Origin of the sequence: Streptomyces sp. NPDC051214 (assembly GCF_040682375.1) — a bacterium.
In the GTDB taxonomy this organism is placed as follows: domain Bacteria; phylum Actinomycetota; class Actinomycetes; order Streptomycetales; family Streptomycetaceae; genus Streptomyces.
Genome location: NZ_JBFBAT010000018.1, coordinates 44,753 through 68,741, shown reverse-complemented (window position 1 = coordinate 68,741; position 23,989 = coordinate 44,753). Strand labels below are relative to the sequence as shown.

24 protein-coding genes and 1 riboswitch are annotated in these 23,989 nt (G+C 72.6%); of the genes, 12 read left to right on the top strand and 12 right to left on the bottom strand.

The window, feature by feature from the left end:
• Positions 1–12: 12 nt before the first annotated feature.
• The 6 genes from cobN to AB0M70_RS36380 form a co-directional block, all read right to left on the bottom strand.
• On the bottom strand, positions 13–3,687 hold the full coding sequence (cobN, locus tag AB0M70_RS36405) for a cobaltochelatase subunit CobN (protein WP_365827105.1): 3,675 nt from the start codon (positions 3,685–3,687) through the stop codon (positions 13–15).
• Complete coding sequence (locus tag AB0M70_RS36400) at positions 3,684–5,192, bottom strand: cobyric acid synthase (RefSeq protein WP_365827103.1); 1,509 nt, start codon at positions 5,190–5,192, stop codon at positions 3,684–3,686. Before AB0M70_RS36400 ends, cobN begins: the two co-directional genes overlap by 4 nt.
• The gene (locus AB0M70_RS36395) at positions 5,189–6,130 is read right to left on the bottom strand and encodes a cobalamin biosynthesis protein (protein WP_365827101.1); all 942 of its coding nucleotides are present in this window, start codon (positions 6,128–6,130) and stop codon (positions 5,189–5,191) included. The genes AB0M70_RS36400 and AB0M70_RS36395 overlap by 4 nt, the downstream gene beginning before the upstream one ends.
• A gap of 106 nt (positions 6,131–6,236) precedes the next feature.
• Positions 6,237–6,379: riboswitch (cobalamin riboswitch) on the bottom strand.
• A gap of 106 nt (positions 6,380–6,485) precedes the next feature.
• Entirely contained in the window at positions 6,486–6,722 is a 237-nt protein-coding gene (locus AB0M70_RS36390; RefSeq protein ID WP_365827099.1) for a hypothetical protein, read from the bottom strand.
• Positions 6,723–6,734: 12 nt separating this feature from the next.
• A complete protein-coding gene (locus tag AB0M70_RS36385; protein WP_365827097.1) occupies positions 6,735–8,009 on the bottom strand; it encodes an inorganic phosphate transporter in 1,275 nt (424 codons plus the stop codon).
• A 191-nt stretch (positions 8,010–8,200) separates the two neighbouring features.
• Complete coding sequence (locus tag AB0M70_RS36380; RefSeq protein ID WP_365827095.1) at positions 8,201–8,941, bottom strand: lysozyme; 741 nt, start codon at positions 8,939–8,941, stop codon at positions 8,201–8,203.
• A 117-nt stretch (positions 8,942–9,058) separates the two neighbouring features.
• On the opposite strand from AB0M70_RS36380, the gene AB0M70_RS36375 reads away from it, so the two are divergent.
• The 3 genes from AB0M70_RS36375 (at position 9,059) to AB0M70_RS36365 (ending at position 12,498) form a co-directional block, all read left to right on the top strand.
• A complete protein-coding gene (locus tag AB0M70_RS36375) occupies positions 9,059–9,736 on the top strand; it encodes a class II aldolase/adducin family protein (protein WP_365827093.1) in 678 nt (225 codons plus the stop codon).
• An 88-nt stretch (positions 9,737–9,824) separates the two neighbouring features.
• Positions 9,825–10,961, top strand: a complete 1,137-nt coding sequence (locus tag AB0M70_RS36370; RefSeq protein ID WP_365827091.1) for an alpha/beta fold hydrolase — start codon at positions 9,825–9,827, stop codon at positions 10,959–10,961.
• Between the two features lie 88 nt (positions 10,962–11,049).
• Positions 11,050–12,498 carry a hypothetical protein gene (locus AB0M70_RS36365; RefSeq protein ID WP_365827089.1) on the top strand — a complete coding sequence of 483 codons (1,449 nt, stop codon included), beginning with the start codon at positions 11,050–11,052 and terminating at the stop codon, positions 12,496–12,498.
• 16 nt (positions 12,499–12,514) lie between these two features.
• Here the strand turns inward: AB0M70_RS36365 and AB0M70_RS36360 are convergent, their stop codons facing one another.
• Complete coding sequence (locus AB0M70_RS36360) at positions 12,515–13,405, bottom strand: neutral zinc metallopeptidase (protein ID WP_365827087.1); 891 nt, start codon at positions 13,403–13,405, stop codon at positions 12,515–12,517.
• Positions 13,406–13,669: 264 nt separating this feature from the next.
• Here AB0M70_RS36360 and AB0M70_RS36355 point away from each other — a divergent pair, with 264 nt between their 5' ends.
• The 4 genes from AB0M70_RS36355 to AB0M70_RS36340 all read left to right on the top strand — a co-directional run bounded on the left by AB0M70_RS36355 (position 13,670) and on the right by AB0M70_RS36340 (position 17,703).
• Entirely contained in the window at positions 13,670–14,455 is a 786-nt protein-coding gene (locus AB0M70_RS36355; protein WP_365827085.1) for a hypothetical protein, read from the top strand.
• A 95-nt stretch (positions 14,456–14,550) separates the two neighbouring features.
• Positions 14,551–16,149 carry an ABC-F family ATP-binding cassette domain-containing protein gene (locus AB0M70_RS36350; RefSeq protein WP_365827083.1) on the top strand — a complete coding sequence of 533 codons (1,599 nt, stop codon included), beginning with the start codon at positions 14,551–14,553 and terminating at the stop codon, positions 16,147–16,149.
• Positions 16,150–16,534: 385 nt separating this feature from the next.
• Entirely contained in the window at positions 16,535–16,756 is a 222-nt protein-coding gene (locus AB0M70_RS36345; protein ID WP_055550175.1) for a helix-turn-helix domain-containing protein, read from the top strand.
• 134 nt (positions 16,757–16,890) lie between these two features.
• Positions 16,891–17,703, top strand: a complete 813-nt coding sequence (locus AB0M70_RS36340; protein ID WP_365827081.1) for an enoyl-CoA hydratase/isomerase family protein — start codon at positions 16,891–16,893, stop codon at positions 17,701–17,703.
• 17 nt (positions 17,704–17,720) lie between these two features.
• Here AB0M70_RS36340 and AB0M70_RS36335 read toward each other — a convergent pair whose 3' ends face one another.
• Positions 17,721–18,476, bottom strand: coding sequence for a nucleopolyhedrovirus P10 family protein (locus tag AB0M70_RS36335; RefSeq protein ID WP_365827079.1), 756 nt, complete (start codon positions 18,474–18,476; stop codon positions 17,721–17,723).
• 93 nt (positions 18,477–18,569) lie between these two features.
• On the opposite strand from AB0M70_RS36335, the gene AB0M70_RS36330 reads away from it, so the two are divergent.
• Genes AB0M70_RS36330 through amaP form a run of 5 tightly spaced genes read left to right on the top strand, consistent with a single transcriptional unit; the run spans position 18,570 to position 20,910 of the window.
• On the top strand, positions 18,570–19,064 hold the full coding sequence (locus AB0M70_RS36330; protein WP_363207948.1) for an Asp23/Gls24 family envelope stress response protein: 495 nt from the start codon (positions 18,570–18,572) through the stop codon (positions 19,062–19,064).
• A 42-nt stretch (positions 19,065–19,106) separates the two neighbouring features.
• Entirely contained in the window at positions 19,107–19,295 is a 189-nt protein-coding gene (locus tag AB0M70_RS36325; RefSeq protein WP_249590721.1) for a hypothetical protein, read from the top strand.
• Positions 19,296–19,298: 3 nt separating this feature from the next.
• Positions 19,299–19,643: a hypothetical protein gene (locus tag AB0M70_RS36320; RefSeq protein WP_365827076.1), complete on the top strand. Its 345-nt coding sequence runs from the start codon at positions 19,299–19,301 to the stop codon at positions 19,641–19,643.
• Positions 19,640–20,326 (top strand): DUF6286 domain-containing protein, encoded by a 687-nt coding sequence (locus AB0M70_RS36315; RefSeq protein ID WP_365827074.1) that lies wholly within the window; start codon positions 19,640–19,642, stop codon positions 20,324–20,326. The genes AB0M70_RS36320 and AB0M70_RS36315 overlap by 4 nt, the downstream gene beginning before the upstream one ends.
• 5 nt (positions 20,327–20,331) lie before the next feature.
• Positions 20,332–20,910, top strand: a complete 579-nt coding sequence (gene amaP, locus AB0M70_RS36310) for an alkaline shock response membrane anchor protein AmaP (protein WP_365827072.1) — start codon at positions 20,332–20,334, stop codon at positions 20,908–20,910.
• A 24-nt stretch (positions 20,911–20,934) separates the two neighbouring features.
• Here amaP and AB0M70_RS36305 read toward each other — a convergent pair whose 3' ends face one another.
• The 4 genes from AB0M70_RS36305 to AB0M70_RS36290 all read right to left on the bottom strand — a co-directional run bounded on the left by AB0M70_RS36305 (position 20,935) and on the right by AB0M70_RS36290 (position 23,964).
• Positions 20,935–21,690 (bottom strand): SDR family oxidoreductase, encoded by a 756-nt coding sequence (locus AB0M70_RS36305; RefSeq protein WP_365827070.1) that lies wholly within the window; start codon positions 21,688–21,690, stop codon positions 20,935–20,937.
• Positions 21,691–21,732: 42 nt separating this feature from the next.
• Complete coding sequence (locus AB0M70_RS36300; RefSeq protein ID WP_365827327.1) at positions 21,733–22,527, bottom strand: SURF1 family protein; 795 nt, start codon at positions 22,525–22,527, stop codon at positions 21,733–21,735.
• Between the two features lie 105 nt (positions 22,528–22,632).
• Positions 22,633–22,866 (bottom strand): hypothetical protein, encoded by a 234-nt coding sequence (locus AB0M70_RS36295; protein WP_135331724.1) that lies wholly within the window; start codon positions 22,864–22,866, stop codon positions 22,633–22,635.
• A 90-nt stretch (positions 22,867–22,956) separates the two neighbouring features.
• The gene (locus AB0M70_RS36290) at positions 22,957–23,964 is read right to left on the bottom strand and encodes a DEDDh family exonuclease (protein WP_365827068.1); all 1,008 of its coding nucleotides are present in this window, start codon (positions 23,962–23,964) and stop codon (positions 22,957–22,959) included.
• Positions 23,965–23,989: the final 25 nt, after the last annotated feature.

The window sequence follows — 23,989 nt, the reverse complement described above, 5'->3', positions numbered from 1 at the left end:
GGACGGCGGGCCTCACCCGTCCCCCTCCAGTTCGCCCTCAAGCTCCAGATAGGTGGCCCGCAGCCGCTCCAGCGTCCCCGCGTCCGGCTCGGCCCACAGGCCGCGCTCGGCCGCTTCGAGCAGCCGCTCCGAAATGCCGCGCAGCGCCCAGGGGTTGGACTTCTGCATGAACTCCCGGTTCTCGGGGTCGAAGACGTACTCGGCGGAGAGCTTCTCGTACATCCAGTCGTCGACCACGCCCGCGGTCGCGTCGTACCCGAAGAGGTAGTCCACGGTGGCGGCCATCTCGAAGGCGCCCTTGTAGCCGTGGCGCCGCATGGCCGCCATCCAGCGGGGGTTGACCACGCGGGCCCGGAAGACGCGGTGGGTCTCCTCGCCCAGGGTCCGCGTCTTCACCTGGTCGGGGGTTGCCGAGTCGCCCACGTACGCCTCGGGGGACACGCCCGTCAGGTGCCGCACCATGGCGACCATGCCGCCGTGGTACTGGAAGTAGTCGTCGGCGTCGACCAGGTCGTGTTCGCGGGTGTCCACGTTCTTCGCGGCGACGGCGATGCGCCGGAACGCGGTCTCCATGTCGCCGCGCGCGGCCTTGCCGTCGAGCCCGCGCCCGTAGGCGTAGCCGCCCCACACCGCGTATACCTCGGCGAGGTCGGCGTCGCTGCGCCAGTTCCGCGCGTCGATCAGCGGAAGGAGGCCCGCGCCGTAGGCCCCGGGCTTCGAGCCGAAGATCCGGGAGGTGGCCCGGCGCCGGTCACCGTGCTCGGCGGTGTCCTCGTCGGCGTGCGCCCGTACGTAGTTGGTCTCCGGGGCCTCGTCCAGTTCCGCGATGGCCCGTACCGCGTCGTCGATCAGGCCGACGACGTGCGGGAACGCGTCCCGGAAGAAGCCGGAGATCCGCACGGTCACGTCGATGCGCGGCCGCCCGAGCTCCTCGACCGGCACGACCTCGAAGCCGGTGACGCGCCGCGACGCGTCGTCCCACACGGGACGGCAGCCGAGCAGCGCAAGGATCTCCGCGATGTCGTCGCCCTGCGTGCGCATCGCCGACGTGCCCCACACGGTCAGGCCGACCGACTTCGGGTAGTCGCCGGTGTCGGCCAGATAGCGGGCGATCAGCGAGTCGGCGAGCGCCTGGCCGACCTCCCAGGAGAGCCGCGAGGGAATCGCCTTGGGGTCGACGGAGTAGAAGTTGCGGCCGGTCGGCAGCACGTTCACGAGCCCGCGGGTGGGCGACCCGGAGGGACCGGCCGGGACGTAACCGCCGTCGAGCGCGCGCAGGATGTGCCCGATCTCGTCGGTCGTGCGCGCGAGCCGCGGGACGACCTCCTCGCACGCGAAGCCCAACACGGCGACGGCGGGCGGCAGTTCGACACCGACCACGTCCCGCACCAGCTCACGCACCGCGCCGAGCTCCCAGCCGCGCTCCTCCATCCCCTCGGCGAGGCGGCGGCACAGCTGCTCGAGGAGGTCAAGGGCGTCGGCGCCGGTCCGGGCGGGCCCGTCGACCAGCGCCGCCAGGCCGTCCGCGACCTTCACCGCGGCGCCCGGCTCGGCGAGCAGCTCCTTCTCGCTGAGCCCGAAGTGCTCGGCGAGGCAGGCCCGCAGACCGGGCAGGGCGTTGGCCTGACCACCCCACACCTGCGAGGCCCGCAGGACGGCGAGCACCAGATTGACGCGCGCCTCGCCCTCGGGGCCACCGCCCAGGATGTGCAGGCCGTCGCGGATCTGCACGTCCTTGATCTCGCACAGGTAGCCGTCGATGTGCATGACGAACTCGTCGAAGGCGGTGTCGTCGGGCTGCTCGTCGACATGCAGGTCGTGGTGGAGCTCCGCGGCCTTCACCAGCGTCCAGATCTGCGCCCGCACGGCGGGGGCCTTCGTCGGGTCCAGGTCGCTGACCAGCGCGTACTCGTCGAGGAGCTGCTCCAGCTTCGCCAGATCCCCGTACGTGTCCGCGCGCGCCATCGGCGGCACCAGGTGGTCCACCACCGTGGCGTGCCCGCGCCGCTTGGCCTGGGTGCCCTCGCCGGGGTCGTTCACGATGAACGGGTAGATCAGCGGCAGCTCGCCGAGCACCGCGTCAGGGGCGCAACCGCCGCTCAGACCGAGGCCCTTGCCCGGCAGCCACTCCATCGTGCCGTGCTTGCCCATGTGGACGACCGCGTCGGCGCCGAAGGACATCTCCAGCCAGCGGTAGGCCGCCATGTAGTGGTGCGACGGCGGCATGTCGGGGTCGTGGTAGATCGCGATCGGGTTCTCGCCGAAGCCGCGCGGCGGCTGGATCATCACGACGACGTTCCCGAACCGCAGGGAGGCGAGCACGATGTCGTCGCCGTCCACGTACAGGTTGCCGGGCGGCTCGCCCCACGCCTCCAGCATGCCGTCGCGCAGCTCCGGGTCCAGCTGGTCGAACCACGCCCGGTAGTCGGCGAGCGGCACGCGCGCGGGGGCGGCGGCCAGCTGCTCCTCGGTGAGCCACTCGACGTCGTGGCCACCGGCGTTGATGAGCCGGTGGATCAGCTCGTCGCCGTCGTCCGGGTGGCCCTCGACGACGTACCCCGCGTCCCGCAGGGAGTCGAGCACACGCACCGCGGAGGCGGGAGTGTCCAGGCCGACCGCGTTGCCGACGCGCGCATGCTTGGTCGGGTACGCGGTGAAGACCAGGGCGAGCTTCTTCTCCGCGTTCGGCTTGTGCTTCAACTGGGCGTGCCGCAGGGCGATTCCGGCGACGCGGGCGGCGCGCTCGGGGTCGGCCACGTACACCGGTACGTCGTCGGGGCCCTGCTCCTTGAAGGAGAACGGCACGGTGATGATCCGGCCGTCGAACTCGGGGATCGCGACCTGCATGGCCGCGTCCATGGGGGAGAGCGCGGCGTCCGACGCGTCCCACGTGGCACGCGAGGAGGTCAGGCAAAGCCCTTGCAGGACAGGGATGTCGAGGTCGGCGAGGGCGCCGATGTCCCAGGCCTCCTCGTCGCCGCCCGCGCTCGCGCCCGATGCGTGCGTGCCGCCCGCCGCGAGGACGGTGGCGACCAGGGCGTCCGCCTTCCCCAGGATCTCGTACAGGCCCGCGTCGGCGCCGCGCAGCGAACCGCAGTACACCGGAAGGGCGTTGGCGCCCCGCGCCTCGATCGCGTCGCACAGCGTGTCGACGAAGGCGGTGTTCCCGGAGAGCTGGTGCGCGCGGTAGAAGAGCACCCCCACGGTCGGCCGGCCCTCGACGTACGCGCGCGTGCCGTGCACCCCGTACTCGGGCATCTTCCGGGGTTCGGCGCTCAGCCGCGTGTGGGCGGCACCGGAGCGGGCGTGCCCCGCCGCGAGGACGTCCTCCTTGAGGAAGCGCGCCAGCTCCCGCAGATTCTCCGTGCCGCCCTCGACGAGGTAGCGCAGCGCCTCCGCCACGGACCCCGCGTGCACGGTCGACTCCGCCATCAGCTCCGCGTCCGGCACGGCCTCGCCGCCGAGCAGCACCGTCGGGATCCCGGCGGCCTTCAGCGCCGCGAGCCCGTCCTCCCACGCCCGCTTGCCGCCGAGCAGGCGTACGACGGCGATGTCCGCGCCCTCGATCAGCGCGGGCAGCTCGGCCTGCGCGTCGACCCGGGTCGGGTTGCCGATGCGGTAGGGGGCGCCGGAGGCACGGGCGGCGAGGAGGTCGGTGTCGGCGGTGGACAGCAGCAGGACGGTCATGAGGGTGCCCCCGGTGCGATGAAGGGGAGTCCGGCGGGAGGGCCGGTCTCGATCAGGCTGAGCAGCGCGTCCGTGTCCGCGTGTTCTTCGATCAGGTCGCCGAGCAGGTCGAGCTGCTCCTCGCGCAGGGTGCCGAAGCTGGTGTCGGGGGCGGGCACGAAGCGGCGCCCGGCGGCGCGGGCGACCTCGGCGAGGAAGCGCCGCCGGAACGCGTCGGACTCCAGCGAGCCGTGCCAGTGCGTGCCCCACACCTCGCCGACGCGGCACCCGTCCAAGAACGGCTCACCGCCCAGGACTTGAGCGACACCGTGATGGATCTCGTACCCCTCGACGGGCTCACCGAGGGCCTCGCCGACCGGCCGCGCGAGGGTCTTCTCGCGCGCGAACCGCACGCGCACGGGCAGCAGACCGAGCCCGTCCACGGCTCCCGCCCGCGACTCGACGTCGTCCTCGATGTGCTCGCCGAGCACCTGGAAGCCGCCGCAGATCCCGAGGACGGGGCGCCCCTCGGCGGCGCGCCGCGCCAGGGCGTCGGCGAGGCCGCGCTCGCGCAGCCACTCCAGGGCGCGGACGGTGCCGCGCGTGCCGGGCACGACCACGAGATCGGCGTCGACGAGCTCCTCGGCCCGGTCCACGAACCGCACGACGACGCCCGGTTCGGCGGCCAGCGCGTCCACGTCCGTGAAGTTCGACATCAGCGGTACGGCACAGACGGCGACCCGTAGCACGTCCTCGCCGACCGGGGGAGCGACCACGGATTCCCGCACGGCGCCCCGCAGGGAGACCCGAAGGCCGTCCTCCTCGTCGATGCCGAGGCCGTGCTGGAACGGCAGCACCCCGAACGTGCGCCGCCCGGTGAGCCCATGGAGCATGTCGAGGCCGGGTTCGAGCAGCGAGACGTCGCCCCGGAACTTGTTCACGAGATACCCGGCGACCAGCTCCTGGTCCTCGGCACTCAGCAACGCCGTCGTCCCGAAGAAGGAGGCGAAGACGCCCCCGCGGTCGATGTCTCCCACCACGACCACCGGGAAGCGGGCGGCCCGCGCGATCCCCATGTTCACGATGTCCGTACGGCGCAGATTGATCTCGGCGGGACTGCCCGCCCCTTCGCAGATCACGGCGTCATAGCTGCCCCGAAGTTCCTCCAGGCATCCCAGGACGGTGGTGAGCAACGCTTCCTGCCGCCCCCCGTGGTACCCCCGCGCGCTCATCTCGCCCACGGGCTTGCCCATCAGGACGACCTGGCTGCTGCGGTCGCTGCCCGGCTTGAGCAGCACCGGATTCATCAGCGCGGTCGGCTCGACCCGGGCGGCCTGCGCCTGCATGGCCTGGGCGCGCCCGATCTCGGCGCCCTCGCGCGTGACGAAGGAGTTGAGGGACATGTTCTGCGCCTTGAAGGGCGCGACGGAGACGCCCTTGCGGGCCAGCCACCGGCAGATCCCTGCGGTGACGACGCTCTTGCCCGCGTCGGACGTGGTTCCCGCGACGAGGAGTCCACCACTCATGAGGCCCTGCCTTTCCGTACGGTGCTCACGGCCGCGGCGACCCCGAGGGCGAGCAGCCCGACCCGCCGTGAAAGCTTCACGGCCCGCTCGATGTCGGCGACTTCCACGCCCCGCCCGCCGCCGTTCAGGACCGGCCGGTGCTCCACGCGCCCCGCGTACGAGAGCGTCCCCCCGAGCCGTACGCCCAACGCCCCGGCGAAGGCGGCCTCGACGGGCCCGGCGTTGGGGCTCGGATGCTTGGCGGCGTCCTCCCGCCAGGCCCGCACCGCACCCCGCGGCGATTCCCCGGCAACAGTCGCGAGCACGGCGGTGAGCCGGGCGCCCGGCCACCCCAGTACGTCGTCGAGCCGGGCGGAAGCCCACCCGTAGCGCCGGTACTTCGCGGACTTGTGCCCGACCATAGCGTCGAGCGTGTTGACGGCGCGGAAGGCGACGAGCCCCGGGACCCCGCCCAGGGCACCCCACACCAGGGCACCCACCACGGCGTCGGAGGTGTTCTCGGCGACGGACTCCACCACGGCCCGCGCGATGCCGTCGGCGTCGAGCGCCTGCGGATCACGCCCGCACAGATGCGGCAGCCGCTCCCGGGCCACCTCGATGTCCCCGGCGGCGAGCGCCCCGCCCACGGCCCGCGCCTCACGCCCCAGCGAGGTCCCGCCGAGCACGGCCCAGGTGGTGGCGGCGGTCAGCGCGACGGACGCGGCGCGTGAGTCACGTACGAGAGAAGAGGCCAGGGCGGCCGCACCGGCAGCACCCCCGGCACACACCACGGCGTGCAGCGCGCCCCACCCGCGGTGGTCACGCCACAGGACACGCTCGACGGCACCGGCGGCCCGCCCGAACGCGGCGACCGGATGCCCGCGGCGAGGATCGCCGAGGAACAGATCACCGAGAAGGCCGGCGGCGGCGCCGTACGCGAAGTCGCGATCGGCACGCATGGCTTCAGCCGGTCGCTGTGCCGAGAAGTGAGCTCACGCTCGGGAACTGGTCCGGCAACGGGCGGCCGCGCATGGCGATATGTCCTCACTCAGGGTGTCCGCGCCCTGGTTCGACGTGATCGGCGGCGAGAGTTCCTGGCTTCCGAGGAGTCAGCTCCTCGATGACAGTGGCGGGACCGCGCCGGATTCACACCGACTTCCTCTCCTGCTGCCGTATGGCTCCGGCAGTCCACCACGCCCACGAACGCCCGTCAACTTGCCGTTGACCTGCGGCGGGAGAGTGTGCGGAGGCCCACATACGAAGGTGGGGTGCGGGACGCCGAAGCGTCCCGCACCCCACCCGGAAGCCCGGTCGTCAGGCGACGATCAGATAGATCCCGTACGCCACCGCAGCCGCGCAGAGCGCGAAGCACGCGTACGCGCCCATGCGTGCTGCCGTGGCGCTGCCGGCCGTGGCCGATGAGGCGCCGGACGTGGCCGCCTCGTGCTTGGAGAGGCCGACGATGCCGAGGGTGAACAGGCCCACCAGGGCCACCGTCACCGCGAGGCTGACTCCGAAGACGGAGCCGAGAGCTGCCCAGTCGATGTCCATGCTGACTTGTCCTTACACCGTGGCGGGCCGGGCGGGGTCCGCCACGGTGCCGGTCGGGGCCGCGATGGTGGCCTTGACGAGGTCGACGTCGGGGCTCGTCACCGCCGAGCCGGTGGGCGGCGGGGTGACGGCGGCGATCGCGGTGGTCACGACGCCGGCGGGCTCGTCGGCGGAGGAGCCGCCGATCTCGTCGTCGGCGACGTTCGTGTGGTCGACGGCGTTGCGCCGGGACAGCACCCAGATCACGGCCGAGCCGGCCACGAGGAGCGCGGCGGTCACCGCGACGCCCCAGGGGCCCTGCTTGGTGAGGAACTCCGCGCCCGCGCCGACCAGACCGGCGGCCGGCAGCGTCAGGCCCCAGGCGATGAACATGCGGGTCGCCGTGGACCAGCGGACGACGCCGCCCTTGCGGCCGAGACCCGCGCCCATCACGGCGCCGGAGCAGGACTGGGTGGTGGAGAGCGAGAAGCCCAGGTGCGAGGAGGCCAGGATGACCGTCGCGGCGCTGGTCTGGGCGGCGAAGCCCTGCTGCGGCTGGAGGTCGGTGAGGCCCTTGCCCATGGTGCGGATGATGCGCCAGCCGCCGAGGTAGGTGCCGAGCGCGATGGCGACACCGGCCGAGACGATGACCCACATCGGGGGGTTGGCGCCCGGGTTCAGGACACCGCCGGTGACCAGGGCGAGCGTGATGATGCCCATGGTCTTCTGCGCGTCGTTCGTGCCGTGGGCCAGCGAGACGAGGCCGGCGGAGGCGATCTGGCCGACGCGGTAGCCCTTGGCGGTGGCCTTGGTCTCGGTGTTGCGCCCGATGCGGTACGTCAGGCGCGTGGCCAGCGTCGCGGCGAGACCGGCCACGAGGGGCGCGGCGATCGCGGGGAGCAGGATCTTGGTCACGACGGTGCCGCCGTCGATCGACGACCAGCCCATCGACATGACCGCGGCGCCGATGAGGCCGCCGAAGAGTGCGTGGGAGGAACTGGAGGGCAGGCCCACCAGCCAGGTCAACAGATTCCAGAGGATCGCGCCGACGAGCGCCGCGAAGATCACCTCTGTCTTCAGTCCGTCCTCGTTGACGATTCCGCCGGAGATCGTCTTGGCGACCTCGACGGAGAGGAAAGCGCCGACGAGATTCAGCACGGCGGACATGGCCACCGCCGTCTTGGGCTTGAGAGCGCCAGTCGAGATGGTGGTCGCCATCGCGTTGGCCGTGTCGTGGAAACCGTTCGTGAAGTCGAACACGAGAGCGGTAACGATCACGATCCCGAGGAGAAGCGTGATGTGTTCCATTTACCCAGGCTTCTGTTGGACGTCAGTGGCAAGTGGAACGTAGGCAAGCTGAGTGAACGGAAAGTGAACTGGGTCGGGCCGTGCGGTGACCCAATGCGGGGCACCGCCACTCCGGTTCTTCCGGGGCGCCGACGCAGATCGCCCCGAGGGGCGTCACAGGGCCCGGAATCAGGGCTTCCCGAGCTACCCGGCTACCCACGGGCGAAGCTCTTCAACGTGGTCGCCGAGCCGTTGAAGAGATTCTGATCACCCGGCAGCGGGCCGGCGTTGTCGTGCTGCCAGATGGTCAGGCGCGACCAGCCCTTGGGCAGCGCTCCCGGCGTCGGCGCCCAGCGTGCCAGCCACAGCGCGTGATCCGCTCCGAAGGCCCGGCTGCCGCCCGTGCAGGCGTTCCACCACTTGGTGGTCGTGTAGATCACCGGGCGTCGGCCCGTCCGCCGCTTCACCTCGCCGCTGAAGGCCTTGATCCAGGCGACCATGCGGGCGCTGCCGAGGCCGTAGCACTTCCGTGCGCCGTACGGATTGTGCTCGATGTCGAGCGCGGGCGGCAGCGTCCGCCCGTCCGCCCGCCAGTGCCCTCCGTGCTCCATGAAGTACGCGGCCTGCCGGGTGCCCGATGACTTGTCCGGCAGGGCGAAGTGGTACGCGCCGCGGAGGATGCCCGCCGCGCGGGAGCCGTCGTACTGCCGGCGGAAGTAGGGGCTGCGGTACGTGTGGGACTCGGTGGCCTTCACGTAGACGAACTGCGCGCCCTTGCTCCTGGCCTGCTGCCAGTCGACGTTCTTCTGGTGCGAGGAGACGTCGTGCCCTCTCGGCTTGCCCGCGGCCGAAACCGGAATCTCGGCGAGGGCGGCGCCCCCGAGGGTCAGAGCCGTCACGGAGACCGCGATGAAGCGGGCGCGACGGAGGGACGGTGTGCGGTCACGGGCCATATTTCCCCCGGATGGCGACGTGCGGGACAAATCACGCACGAGGCTAGTGGAAGTTCGTCGCTCTCCGGTCGACCGCGGGCCGGCCCGTGTCGGCCCCGCTGCTGGCAGGATCACGGCATGACGGAGCAGCGGAAAGAGCGGGGCGAGGACCGGCAGGACACGATCGAGCGGGCCTGGGACGAGCTGGTGGCGACGGCCCGCAGGACGGTGACGGACGGCCTGGTGGTCGGCACATCGGGCAACGTCTCGGTGCGCGTCGGCGGCACGATCCTGGTCACCCCGAGCGGCGTGCCGTACGACCGCCTGACCCCGCGGGACGCCGTCGGCGTCGACACGGACGGCAACCGGCTCTTCGGTGACCTCACCCCGACGAGCGAACTGCCCATGCACCTCGCCGTCTACCGCACCACGTCCGCCGAAGCCGTGGTCCACACCCACGCGGTGCACGCCACCGCCGTCTCCACCCTGGTCCCGGAGCTGCCGCCCATCCACTACATGACGGCCGCCCTCGGCGGCCCGGTCCGCGTCGCCCGGTACGCGCCGTACGGCTCGGACGAGTTGGCCGAGCACATGCTCCGGGCCCTCAGGGACCGCACGGGCTGCCTGCTGCAGAACCATGGGACCGTCACCTACGGAGACACCCTGGACCAGGCGTACGACCGCACGGCGCAGCTCGAGTGGATGTCCCGCCTCTGGCTCACGGCAAGCTCCGTCCCGGGCCACGCCCCGACCCTCCTGTCCACGGGCCAGCTGAGGGAGGTCGAGGACAGGCTGCGGGGCTACGGCCAACGGTGACGCGTCGCGGGGCTCCGCGGGCCAACTGACATCACCCCGCGGGCCCCGCCCACTGGCCCACGGCGGGCCAGGGCCCGACACTGGGCTGGTGCGCCAAGCCAAAGCGACGGCAACGGCCGTCACCGCCGTCACCACCGCCCTCGTGGGCGGCGCAGCCGCCGTCGCCGCGGGCCGGTTCGCCAGCAACGCGGCCCTGAAGGCACCGGCCGGCCGGCCGCTGCCGACCGAGCCCCGCCTCACGGTCCACTCCACGGCCGCCGGCCAGATCACCCTGACCCGCGCCCTCGCGAGCCTGCGCCCCGGCCGGTACGGCCTCGGCGGCAACGGCAGCCATGCCGTGATCGGCCCCGTCCTGGACACCGCGCCGCACGCGGCGGACACCGTCGTACGCCGCCTCGAGCGCGTCACGCACGGCTCCCTGGAACCCGGGGCGAAGGTCTGGCTCACCCCGCAGGTCCACATCGGCGACCCGCACGCCGCCCTGGACATCGACCACGCGGACGTCGACATCCCCGGCGAACTCGGCGGCCTGCCCGCCTGGTTCGTGCCGGGCATCCGGGACACCTGGGTGATCACCGTGCACGGTCTGGGCACCACCCGCGAGCACCCCATGGTCGTCATGGACTTCCTGCACCACCAGCAGTTCCCGGTGCTGGACCTCGCCTACCGGGGCGACCTCGGCGCACCCCGCTCCCCGGACGGCCTCGGCCACCTCGGCGAGACCGAGTGGCGCGACCTGGACGCCGCCATCCGCTACGCCGTGCGCAACGGAGCCCGGAACGTGATCCTGCACGGCTGGTCCACCGGCGGCGCCATGGCCCTGCACGCCGCCGCGTACTCCGCCCTGCGCGACCGGATCAGCGGACTCGTCCTGGACTCCCCGGTGCTGAACTGGGAGACCACCCTGCGCGCGCTCGCCGCGGCCCGCCGCACGCCGGGCCCCCTCCTGCCGCTCGCGGTGCGCGCCGCCCAGGGCCGCACGGGCCTGCGCGGCGACCGCATCCTGGAAGCCGCCGACCCCGGGGTGCTCAAGGTCCCCACCCTCCTCTTCCACGGCCCCGACGACGTGATCGCCCCCTGGGGCCTCTCCCGTCAACTGGCCGAGAGGCGGCCGGAGCTGGTCACGCTCCACACCGTTCCGGATGCGCCCCACGGCGCCATGTGGAACGCCGACCCCGCGGGCTACGAAGAGGCGCTGCGGCGCTTCCTCACGCCCCTCATGTAGCGCGCGAAGGCCCCCCGGGGCAGCGCTCCGAAGCCTTGCGCAAGCATTCCGTTTGGGTTTTCGGACCGTCAACAGGAAGACTGCTCCCGTGACGTCCCGTATCCCGCGCGACTCAAGGCTCCGACTCGTCCGCGCTCAGTCCCCCAGGGCCGAGAGGCGAGCGGGGGTGGAGCGGGGCACAGCGCGACCCCTGACCGCCCCCGGCGCAATGACGCAGCAGCGCGCGCGCCGTCCCGCGCCCCGGCCACCCGAGGGCACACCCGCCCCCGGGGAGCTGGCCCGGATGGCACGCAAGCGCCTCGCCGACGCCGTGCGGATCGCGCGCTGGGCCGACGCGTCCCTGCGCTCGGGCCCCAGCCGCGCCAAAGCGACGCCCGACGGCAGCAGGGGAACCCTCTCCGCCGCCACCGCCGAACGCGCCGCAGCCGAGCTGGCACTGACCCCGGATCAGGTCCGCGCCGACTGGGACACCGCACGGCTCGCGGGCCTCATCGAGGTGCACGGCGACAGCGCCCGCCCCGGCTGGCGGCTGCGTGCCTGGGACCGTGACGACGCCGCGGTGCTGCGTGGCTGGGTCGCCCTCTTCGACGCCTGGTCGCTCACGCACGCGGCATCGCGCGAACTGGCGCCCGCCACCGTGGCCGAGACCGTCGAGGCCATGCCGCAGCTCCTCACCCTGCTGCAGCTCTCCGCGGGCCCCGTGCCCGTACCGCAGCTCCTCGACCTCCTCGACCAGCGCGTGACCGAACTGCGCACGGAGCGTTGCGAGATCCCCTACGGCCCGCAGCCCGAGCCGGTCGACCCGGCCGAGACCCCGGACCTGGCCACCCTCCTGGACTGGGCGCTGCGCGGCCTGGCCGCCGTCGGCGCGCTGACGTACGCCGAAGGGCAGGCCACGCTCACACCGCTCGGCTCCTGGGCGGTCTGGGTCAAGCTGGAGCAGATCTGCGTGGCAGCGCAGAGCCCCGCGGGCAACATCGAGCAGGCCGCCGAGGACATGCTCCGCGGCTGCGCACGGCTGCGCCCGAACGCGGCCCGCTCCGAGTACCGCGCCTGGCTCGCGGCCCGGCCCGTCGGCAGCGCCGTCACCGAGCTCCTGGACGCCGCCCGCGGCGAGGACGCCCTCCTGCGCGGCCTCGCCTTCGAGGCCCTGCGGGTGGTCGGCGCCCCGGCCGAGGCGGAGGTGCGGGCCGTCGTGGACGAGACCCCGCTGCGGCCCTACGCCCTGATCTGGCTCGCCGAGCAGGAGGGCGCCGACCCCGAGGACGTCCACCTCGTCCTGACGCGGGACGAGTCGACGTGGCTGTGGGTGGACACCGCCGCGGCCGTCGCCGACCACGGGGAGACCCACCTCCTCGTACGCCACCTGGAGTCCGCGGTGCAGCCCACGGTGCCCGCGCTCCTGGACGAGGTGCGCCGCATCGGCCACCCCCGCACGGTCCAGGTCCTGGTCGCCCTCGCCGCGGCCCACCCGGACCCGGCGCTCGCCAAGGCCGTGCGCAGGGCGGCCTTCCAGGTGCACACCGGCGGCGTTTGAGACCCGGGCCCGCCGCTCACCGGAAGGTGTTGCACTGCGCCATGTCGCCGGTCCGGTAGCCCTGGTAGAACCACTGCTGGCGCTGCTCGGCCGAGCCATGGGTCCAGGACTCGGGGGTGACCCGGCCCTGGAACTTCTCCTGGATGCGGTCGTCGCCCACGGCGGCCGCCGCGTCCAGGCCCTCGCGGATGTCCGCGTCGGTGAGGCTGGTGATGAGCGGCTTGCCCGTCTTGTCGTCGGGGGTACGGGTCGCGTGGCGCGCCCAGACGCCCGCGTAGCAGTCGGCCTGCAGCTCCACCTTCACGGCGTTGCTGTTCTGTCCCGTGCGCCCGTCCTGGGAGCGCTGCAGCGTCCCCATCAGGTTCTGCACGTGGTGCCCGTACTCGTGCGCCACGACGTAGGCCTGCGCGAAGGGGCCGCCGCTGGAGCCGAACTTGGTCCGCAGCTCGTCGAAGAAGCCCAGGTCCAGATAGACCTTCCGGTCGCCGGGGCAGTAGAACGGCCCGACCGCCGACGACGCTGCGCCACAGGCCGTGCCCACCCGGCTGGTGTAGAGGACGGTCGGCGCGGGGGAGTAGGTCCCCTCCCTGCGCCGGAACTCGGGGCGCCAGTAGTCCTGGACGCTGTTGACCACGGCGACCATGCGGCAGTCGTCCTTGCTGTTCGCGTCCTCCCCCGTACGGCAGCTCTGCTGGACCTGCGCGAGGGAGGAGGAGGTGGCCTCCGGCTCCTCGTCGCCTGAGGAGAGGCCGAGCTGGTCGGGGCCGACGCCGAAGAACAGCCCGAGGAGCAGCGCGATCAGGCCCGCGACGCCGCCGCCGACCGTCGCCTTGCCGCCGGGGATCCGGCTGCCCCGCACGTCCTGCACCTCGGACGTGTCCAGATCGGCGTCGTCGTCGAACTGCATGGGCGCACCACCCTCTGCCTCGCATCCGGGACGGCGTCGCGCCGCCCTGTGCCGAGATGTCGGCGTCTTCATCCTGGTATGCCCCACCCTGTGCGGCGTCGGACGGAGGTCCGAACGGGGGACCCACGCTGCCCCGTGCGTCGTGTCGCGGCCCTCGCCCGGGGCCGCACGGTGACACCGCCGCTACGCTCTGCGCCTGTCCCATGGGCAGAGGTACCGGCGGATGTGCCGAAGAGCGGCAGATGTGCCGAAGAGGGGGGCGTCGTGTCCGTAGTGCCGCTCGAGGTGTCCGGATCCGGGCCCGTGAGACCGGCGCCCGCCCGCCGCGGCTCCCGCCTCGCCCTGCCGGTGATCCTCGGCCTGCTGGCCCTGCCGCTCATCACCGCGGCCCACCACTCGCGACCGGCCCCCTACGGAGACCACCTCACCGTCCACGCGCGCGTGGACGGCGGCGCACCGGCCCCCGAGCTCCGCACCAGGGGCCGAGCCGTCCAGGCGTACGACCCGGTGACCGGACGCCCCCGCTGGACCTACGGCCGGGAGGGAGAACACCCGCTCGCGCTGCTGCCCCTCCCCGGACATGCCGTCGCCCTCTGGAGCGACGGCATGGTCACCGACACGGCACGCGCCGACGGCAGCGCCGTCCGCTGGCACCGCGCCATCCCCGACAGCGCGTCCTGGCTGCGCTCTCCCGCCGCCCGGGGCGCCGCCGGAGTCCTCCAGCCGCTCGACCCCCGCGGCCGCATGCTCGCCGTCATCACCCCGCGGCGCATCGCCGCCTACCGCAGCGCCGACGGCGACCTGCGCTGGGTGCTGCCCGCGCACGCCGGCTGCGCCTTCGAGCCCGCCCGCTCCGCTCGCCGCGGGCAGGCTCTGATGGTGGCCCAGCCCTGCGGCGACGCCGCGACACCGTGGACCTCGCAGCTGATCGCCGTGGACGACCTCGGCCGGATCGTGCCCCGGCGCACGCCCCTGGGCAACGAGCTGCCGGGCGGCGCATCGGACGACGTACGAACCCGGGCAGAAAAAGCGGTTGCCCCGCCCCGTTAGAATTGGCCGCATGGCCATTCTCCTCGTGCATTAGACGGCGTGATCGCCTTCAGCCTTTCCGCCGTCCATACCCACCCCTGCCCAGGAGTCTGTCCGTGATCACCGCTTCCGGCATCGAGCTGCGCGCCGGCGCCCGCATCCTCATCGAGAACGCCACCTTCCGTATCGCCAAGGGCGACCGCATCGGCCTGGTGGGACGCAACGGAGCGGGCAAGACCACGCTCACCAAGTGCCTGGCCGGTGAGGGCATCCCGGCCGGCGGCACGATCAGCCGCTCCGGCGAGGTCGGCTACCTCCCGCAGGACCCGCGCACCGGCGACCTGGACGTGCTCGCCCGCGACCGCATCCTCTCCGCCCGCGGCCTGGACACCCTCATCCGCAAGATGCGCGAGAACGAACAGCGCATCGCCACCGGCACGGGCGGCACGCGCGACAAGGCGATGAAGCAGTACGAGCGCCAGGAGACGGAGTTCCTCACCAAGGGCGGGTACGCCGCCGAGGCCGAGGCCGCCACCATCGCCGCCGCGCTCAGCCTCCCCGACCGCGTGCTCGGCCAGCCCCTGCACACGCTCTCCGGTGGTCAGCGCCGCCGCGTCGAGCTGGCCCGCATCCTCTTCTCGGACGCCGACACCCTGCTCCTGGACGAGCCGACCAACCACCTCGACGCCGACTCCATCGTCTGGCTCAGGGACTACCTCAAGTCCTACCGCGGCGGCTTCATCGTGATCTCCCACGACGTCGACCTGGTCGAGACGGTCGTCAACAAGGTCTTCTATCTGGACGCCAACCGCGCCCAGATCGACGTCTACAACATGGGCTGGAAGCTCTACCAGCAGCAGCGCGAGTCCGACGAGAAGCGCCGCAAGCGCGAGCGCCAGAACGCCGAGAAGAAGGCCGCGACGCTCCATTCGCAGGCCGACAAGATGCGCGCCAAGGCCACCAAGACCGTCGCCGCGCAGAACATGGCCAAGCGCGCCGACAAGCTCCTCGCGGGCCTCGAGGAGGTGCGCCAGAGCGACAAGGTCGCCAAGCTGCGCTTCCCCGACCCCTCGCCCTGCGGCAAGACCCCGCTGATGGCCGAGGGCCTCTCGAAGTCGTACGGCTCCCTCGAGATCTTCACGGACGTCGACCTCGCCATCGACAAGGGCTCGCGCGTGGTCATCCTCGGCCTCAACGGCGCGGGCAAGACCACGCTCCTGCGGCTCCTCGGCGGCGCCGAGAAGCCCGACACCGGGCAGGTCATCGAGGGCCACGGCCTCAAGCTCGGCTACTACGCCCAGGAGCACGAGACCCTGGACCCCGAGCGCACGGTCCTGGAGAACATGCGCTCCGCCGCCCCCGACCTCGACCTCGTGTCGGTGCGCAAGACGCTCGGTTCGTTCCTCTTCTCCGGCGACGACGTCGACAAGCCCGCGGGCGTCCTGTCCGGCGGCGAGAAGACCCGTCTGGCACTCGCCACCCTGGTGGTCTCCTCCGCCAACGTGCTGCTCCTCGACGAGCCCACGAACAACCTCGACCCGGCGAGCCGCGAGGAGATCCTCGGCGCCCTGCGCACCTACAAGGGCGCGGTCGTCCTCGTCACGCACGACGAGGGCGCGGTGGACGCGCTCCAGCCGGAGCGGATCATCCTGCTGCCCGACGGCATCGAGGACCTGTGGGGCCAGGACTACGCGGATCTGGTCGCGCTCGCCTGATGCGGGGCGGGGCGGCGGACCGCGCCGCCCGAGACGTCCACCTTGGTTGATCGAATAACTGATCCACAGCGTATGGATCATTCGGCCGAGTCGTGATCCTTCATCTGTGTGAGGTCTCCTCGTACCGAAGTGTGGGATACACGGAATTTCGCGGTGGGCGAGGCATCGGACCATTCCTTCGCCCGCCACCGCGCTGACCTGGCACTTCGGTCCACAACCCATTCGGCGGCACGGAATTCCCTACGCGGAATCGTTCATTCCGCTCGTGGTGCCGCCTTCTCCGACGGGAAACCTCGTCGTACGGACCTTGCCGAATGGGTGGCCAGGAAGCCCGGGAGGGGTGATCATGAGAAGTCCAGAGCGCACTTCCCATGAGGAGGCACGGGTGGCCGAGACTCTGAAGAAGGGCAGCCGGGTAACCGGCGCCGCGCGCGACAAGCTCGCGGCAGACCTGAAGAAGAAGTACGACGGCGGTGCGAGCATCCGGGCGTTGGCCGAGGAGACCGGCCGTTCGTACGGCTTCGTGCACCGCATGCTCAGCGAGTCCGGAGTCACGCTGCGGGGACGCGGCGGGGCGACGCGAGGCAAGAAGGCCGCAGCCGGCTGACGGCTGCGGGCGGTACACCGGCTTCGACGGTGGCCACCCGGTCGATCGCCTGATCGGCCGGGTGGTTACTGTGCAGTCACTTACGGGCGCGTCCGCGCGTCCCCACCGACTGCACACCACCATCGGAGGCTCCCATGGTTTCGCCCGGCAGTGAACTCGGCGGATCCGCACCGGTACTCGACAAGGACGGCGTACGCCTGACTGTCGACGAGGCCGTCGCCACGGTGACGCTGGCCAACCCGGCCAAGCGCAACGCCCAATCTCCCGCGCTGTGGAGGGCGTTGGCCGAGGCAGGCCGGATGTTGCCGGGCAGTGTCCGTGTCGTCGTGCTCCGCGGTGAGGGCAAGTCCTTCTCCGCGGGCCTCGACCGACAGGCGTTCACGCCCGAGGGCTTCGACGGTGAGCCGTCCTTCATCGATCTGGCGCGCGGTGACGACGACGTCCTCGACGCCACGATCGCCGAGTACCAAGAGGCGTTCACCTGGTGGCGGCGCAGCGACATCGTGTCCATCGCCGCCGTTCAGGGGCATGCCATCGGTGCGGGCTTCCAGCTCGCGCTCGCCTGTGACCTGCGGATCGCCGCGGACGACGTGCAGTTCGCCATGCGCGAGACCAGTTTGGGCCTGGTGCCCGACCTCACCGGCACCCACCCCCTCGTGGGGCTCGTCGGCTACGCCCGCGCGCTGGAGATCTGCGCCACCGGGCGGTTCGTCCACGCCCCCGAGGCCGAGCGCGTGGGCCTGGCCAACCTCGTCGTGCCCGCCGACCAGCTCGACGCGTCCGTGAGCGACCTGGCGGCCGCGCTGCTCACCGCGCCCCGCGACGCCGTCATCGAGACCAAGGCCCTGCTCCAGGGTGTCCCCGGTCGTACGTACGAGGAGCAGCGCACCGCCGAGCGTGCCGCGCAGGGGCGTCGCCTGCGGGATCTGGCGGGCCTCGGCGACTAGGCGCTCCCGGCCGCGGTTCACTCCTCGACCGCCGTGATCAGGACCGCCACCGACGGGCGGTCCGTCAGCGCGTCACCGACCACCGCGCGGACCGCGAGCGCCACGTCCAGGGCGCGGTGTGCGCGGTCGGTGGCCAGCTCCACGCGCGCGTGGCGACGCGGCAGGGCGGCGTCCGCCGCCGGTCCGCTCACGCTCCCGGTCTCGTCGAGGTGGACCGCGCGCCCGAAGCCGCCGAGGGCGCCGGTCAGCCGCCGTACGCCCGGCACTTCGAGGGCCGCGCTCGCCACGCGTGCCTCGTCGCCGCTGCCGGGGGTCGCCTGTGCCCCGTCCGGCGGCGTCTTCTCCGGCTCCGCCGGCACCTCCACGGGCGCCTGCCCCGCGTCCAGCAGCGTCGTCACGCTGAGGTCCACCTCCGCGACCACCAGGCCGAGCCGCTCTCCGGCCGCCGTGAACAGCGCCGTCCGGAGCCGGTCCGCCGCCTCGGGAAGCGGCTCGCTCGGCTCGGCCGCGAACTCCGCCGTGATCCGCAGAGGCCCCGGCGGCAGCGCGCTCGGCGGCGCGGGCACGGCGGGGGCGCCCGCCCGCGACGGATCGGCGAGCGACAGCCGCAGGGCGCCCAGACGTACGCCGCTCACCCCCTCGGCCGCATGGCGCAGTACCCCGTCCGCGCATGCCTCGGTCAGCCAGGAGCCGTCACCCGGACCGCCCAAGGGGAGAACACGCCCCAGGCCGAGCTGCCGCCGTACCGCCTCGGTCCATCCGTCACCCGTCATTGCCCCAGCCTGCCCCATCCCTGGCGCGCGTGGACGTAACCGCACTTAGTGTGGGCGAAGGAGTAGATCCCCTTTCGAAAGGGACGGACGGCGATGACCGACACCGGACAGCGGAACCTGCCCCAGGGAACCCTCGCGAAGGAGTCCACCGACGAGGCGGGAAAGAGCGGCACGACCAAGCGGGGCGGCGGCGACCCCGCCACCCGGGGGCGGACCACCATCGCGGACGGCGTCGTCGAGAAGATCGCCGGGCTCGCCGCCCGCGACGTCGACGGCGTGCACGCGATGGGCGGCGGACTCGCCAGGACCTTTGGCGCCGTACGCGACCGGGTGCCCGGCGGTTCGGGCTCCAAGTCCGTCTCGCGCGGCGTGAAGGCCGAGGTCGGCGAGGTGCAGACGGCACTCGACCTGGAGATCGTCGTCGAGTACGGGGTGTCGATCGCGGACGTCGCGCGCGACGTGCGGGAGAACGTCATCGGGGCCGTCGAGCGCATGACCGGCCTCGAGGTCGTCGAGGTCAACATCGCGGTGAGCGACGTGAAGCTTCCGGACGAGGAAGACGATGAGCCGCAAGGCCGCCTTCAGTGACATGCCCCAGTACCCCAGCCGCGTCTTGCTAAGGAGCGCACGATGAGCATGGCCGTGATCGGCATGGTGGCCGGAATGGCGCTCGGCTTCGCCGGGTACTTCGGCGGGTTCGGGGCGTTCTTGCTGGTGGCCGCGTTGGGCGCCATAGGGTTTGTCGCGGGCCGGTTCCTCGAGGGGGACCTGGAGCTCGGCGACTTCTTCCGTACCCGTGGCGACGACCGGCGGCGGTGAGCGGTGGCGGCACAGGTCGGGCCCGGTGAGCGCGGCGCGACCCTGATCGCCGACCGGGTCGTCGCGAAGATCGCGGCGCAGGCGGCACGCGAGGCGCTGACGGAGCTGCCCGCGGACTGCGCGCCGCCGCACGCGACCGTCACCGTGCGCCATGACGTCGCCCGTGTCCGGGTCAGCGTCGAGCTGGACTACCCCTCGGACATCGGCGGGCAGTGCGGCGCGGTGCGTTGCCAAGTCGCCCAGCGGGTAAAGGCGTTGGCGGGGATGGAAGTGCCCGAGGTCGCGGTCCAGGTCGAGCGGCTGCACTCGGCACACGTGCGCGCCGCGGCGCAGGGGAGGACGCGATGAGCGAGGCTCAGGGGCCTCAGGGCGCCGGCGGAGGTGGCGGCACGCAGCCGCTGCCCGTCGTCGAACGCGCCGAGAGCGAACTCGACCAGTCGGCATCCGCGGCGTCCTACGACCCGCCGCCCACCCTGGCCGACGAGACGAAGGCGACCCGCTTCTGGTCCCCGCGGCGTGTGCCCGCCGCCGTCCTCGCCCTGCTGATCCTCGGCGGCGCGGGGCTCTTGCTGTACGACGTCGCCGCGGTGCGGGCCGGGCACTCGGCCATGGGCTGGCGGCGCGACCTCTCCCGCGAACTCGGCGAGCGGCCCCTGGACGACACGGCGGTCCTCATCGGCGCCGGGGTCGCCGTGGCCGCCGGGATCTGGCTGCTCGTGCTCGCCGCGACACCCGGGCTCCGGGCGGTGCTCGCCATGCGGCGCGAGGACGCGGACGTACGGGCGGGGCTGCACCGGGGCGCCGCCGCGATGGTGCTGCGGGACCGGGCGATGGACGTGTCGGGGGTGCAGTCGGTGCGGGTCCGCATGACGCGCTCGAAGGTGGACGTGCACGCGGTCTCGCACTTCCGTGAACTCGACGACGTACGAAGCGACTTGGACACCACGCTGGCCGACGGCATCCGGGACCTGGGCCTCGCCCGCGGCCCCGCGCTCACCGTCCGGGTGGCACGGCCTGGCAGGAAAGGCTGAGCGCGATGCTGAAGACGGTCAACCGTGTGGTGCTCGGCCTGGTCGGCCTGGTGCTCGTGGTCGGGGGCGGCTCGGTCCTCGCGGTCGGGCTCGGGGCGCCGCCGCCGTCGTGGTGGGTCCACGACGGGAAGCGTGACGTCCTGTTGAGCGACGCGGACCGGTCGCGGTGGCGGGACGAGGGCTGGTTCTGGCCCACCGTGATCGCCGCGCTGGCGGTGCTCCTGCTCCTCGCCCTGTGGTGGCTGGTGGCGCAGCTGCGTCGGCGCAGGCTGGCCGAGGTGCTCGTGGAGACCGGGGACGGTGAGGGCGCGCTGCTGCGCGGGCGGGCCCTGGAGGGCGTGCTCGTGGGGGAGGCGGAGTCGCTGGAGGGCGTGCAGCGGGCCGGGGTCTTTCTGACCGGCCGCCGCAACGCCCCCGAGGCGCGGGTGTCGCTGCTCCTCGAACCCCAGGCGACGCCCGGCGAGGCGCTGCACCGGCTCTCCACGGAGGCGCTGACGCACGCCAGGGATTCGGCCGGCCTGGACCGGCTGCCCGCGGTGGTGCAGCTGCGGGCGGTGAAGCACCGGGCCGAGCGGGTCAGTTGAGGGGTCCAGGCGGCCGAAAGGTGGCTAGAACCCGTGCCGTGCCCCGCCGTCCACCGGCAGCATGACGCCCGTCAGGTAGGAGGCCGCGGGCGAGAGGAAGAACGCCGCCGTGCGACCGAACTCCTCCGGCGTCCCGTAACGCCGCAGCGGGATGCGCGACTCGTGGCCCGCCCGTGTCGCCTCGGGGTCGGCGGAGAGCCCGTCGAGCTGCCGCACCCGGTCCGTGTCGATACGGGACGGGAGCAGCCCCACGACGCGGATGCCCCGGGGGCCGAGCTCGTCCGAGAGCGACTTCGCGAAGCCCGCGAGGCCGGGGCGCAGCCCGTTGGAGATGGTCAGACCCGGGATCGGCTCGTGCACCGAGGCGGAGAGGACGAAGCCGATGACCCCGCCCTCGCCGAGCTCCGCCGCCGCGGAACGGGCCAGACGGACCGCCCCGAGGAACACGGACTCGAAGGCCGACGTCCACTGCTCGTCCGTGTTGTCGGCGGCGAAACCGGGCGCGGGCCCGCCGACGCTGATCAGCACACCGTCGAAGCGGCCGAAGTGCTCGCGCGCGGCGGCGATCAGCCGGCCAGCGACGGCCGGATCGGCGTTGTCCGCCGCGACGCCCCGGGCGTTGTCGCCGAGCTCGGTCGCCGCCTCGGCGACGGTCTTCTCGTCCCGGCCGGTGATCAGTACCTTCGCGCCGTCCGCGACCAGCGCACGCGCGGCGGCGTTGCCCAGGCCACGGGTGGCACCGGTGATGACGTAGACGCGGTCCTTCAGTCCAAGATCCATGGCCCTATCCTGCCGCGTACCGGCCAGGGAACGCGAGGCCCGCTAGACGGCGGCCGGCGTCGACTCCGTGGCGGGCGCCGTCTCGGCAGCGGCCGCGCGACGGTCCCGCACCTCCCTGCGCACCAGGACCACCCAGCCGATGGGCACGCCCGAACAGAACAGCCACCACTGGACGGCGTACGCCATGTGCGGGCCGATGTCGCCGTGCTCCGGCTCGCCGATCAGCTGCGGGGAGCCGTCGGCGGGCTCGGGCGAGGTCAGTTCGACGTAGCCGCCGAGCACTTCCTTGCCGAGGCTGTGTGCCTGCTGGCCGCTGCTGATCAGCATGATCTGACGGTCCGGCAGGCCCTGGACGTCCTTGATGCCGCTCTGCGCGGACGTCTCGTCGGCCATCAGGCGGCCGGTGACGGTGATCTCGCCCTTGGGCGCGGCGGGGATCTTGGGGAACGCGGTCTGCGGTCCGTTCGCCGGGATCCAGCCACGGTTGACGAGGAGGACCTTGCCGTCGTCGAGGACGAACGGGGTCAGGACGTGGAACCCGATCTCCTCGTCGGCGTTCGTGCGGCGCCGCACGACGACCTCGTCCTTCGTGTCGTACGTGCCGTGCGCGGTCACCCGGCGGTAGCGCTCGGAGTCCGCCACGGAGTGTCCGGGCGAGGTCAGCCGCTCGGCCGGCACCGGTTCGGCGTCCAGGGCCTTGGAGATCTTCGCGTTCTGGGCGACGCGGTGCTCGTGGCGGTGCAACTGCCAGAAGCCCAGCTCGATCATCGTGGGGATGAGAACGAGGCCGATGAGGGTGAGGATCACCCACTGCCGGGACAACAGGAAGCGGTACACCCCACGACGGTACAACTCGGTCGTGGGGTGCACGGGGGTGGGGTACTCCGGAACGGGGCCGGGGCGGGGCCGTGGCGGGCCGTGGGCTTCGCGCGAGGGCCCGGGTCACACCCTGTCGACGATGCCCACCTGCCCCTCCGCCCGCGAGCAGTGCGCACCGCAGTACCACTGCCCGTCGGCCTCCACGCCCTGGCCGATGATCCGGCAGCGGCAGTGCTCACAGATGGGCGCCATGCGGTGAATGGCGCAGGAGAAGCAGTCGAAGACGTGCACCGCGCCTTGCGCGTGCACCTCGAACGACATGCCGTAGTCGTTTCCGCAGACCTCGCAACGTGCCATGCGCCACAGGGTGGGACGCGGGGCGCCCGCAAGCGAGCAAGCAGGCGGGCGCCGGGCCGACAATTCACCCGTCTGACGCCCGCGGGCGGCTCAGCCCTCCGCCGCCGGAGCGACGTCCTGGAGGAGCTGGCCGAACGCGGCCTCGTCGATGACGGGGGTGCCGAAGGACCGTGCCTTCACGGTCTTGGAGGTGCCCGAGTCCGGGTCGTTCGTGACGAGCAGACTCGTCAGGCGCGACACGCTCGTCGCGATGTGCAGCCCGGCCTCCACCGCGCGGTCCTCCAGGAGGTCGCGCTCGACGGAGGTGTCTCCGGAGAACGCGACACGCATGCCCTGTTGGAGCTGTTTGCCCGGTTCGTACCGACCTGGGTTGGGGTACGGGCAGGCGGGCCGCTTGCGCGAGGGGCGCCAACTCGACGGGCCGAACGAGGAGTACGAGGAACCCGAAGAGCCGGGCCCTGACGGCTGACGGACGATCCGGGGCGCGCCGTCGGACCACTCGGTGAGCGGACGGCACTCCAGGAGCGGCAGCCGCACCCCGCCGGTGGCCGCGGCCTTGAGGCTGGGACGGAAGGCCTCGGCGAGCACGCGCGCGTCGTCGAGGGCGTTGTGCGCGTGGCGCTGCTCGACCCCGAAGTGCGCGGCGAGCGACTCCAGCTTGTGGTTGGGCAGCGGGAGCCGCAGCTCCTTGGAGAGGGCGATGGTGCACAGGCGCTGGCGCACGGGTGCGGTGAGCTCGGCGCGTGCGTACTCCCTGGCGATCATCGACCAGTCGAAGACGGCGTTGTGCGCGACCAGGACGCGGTCGGCCAGACGGGACGCGAACTCCTCGGCGATGTCCTTGAAGAGCGGCGCGTCCGCGAGGAGGGCGCTGGTGAGACCGTGGATCCACACGGGCCCGGGGTCACGCTGGGGATTGACCAGGGTGTACCAGTGGTCCTCCACCTCGCCCCGCGCGTCCACGCGGTAGACGGCAGCCGACACTATGCGGTCGTCGCGGGCGAGACCGGTGGTCTCGACGTCGACGACCGCGTACCCCGTTGGGTACGCGGCCGGCCAGGTGGCTGCGGACGCTGCGGTCGTCTGGTCTTCGAGCATGGTCCATGAGGATACGGGCCGCGAC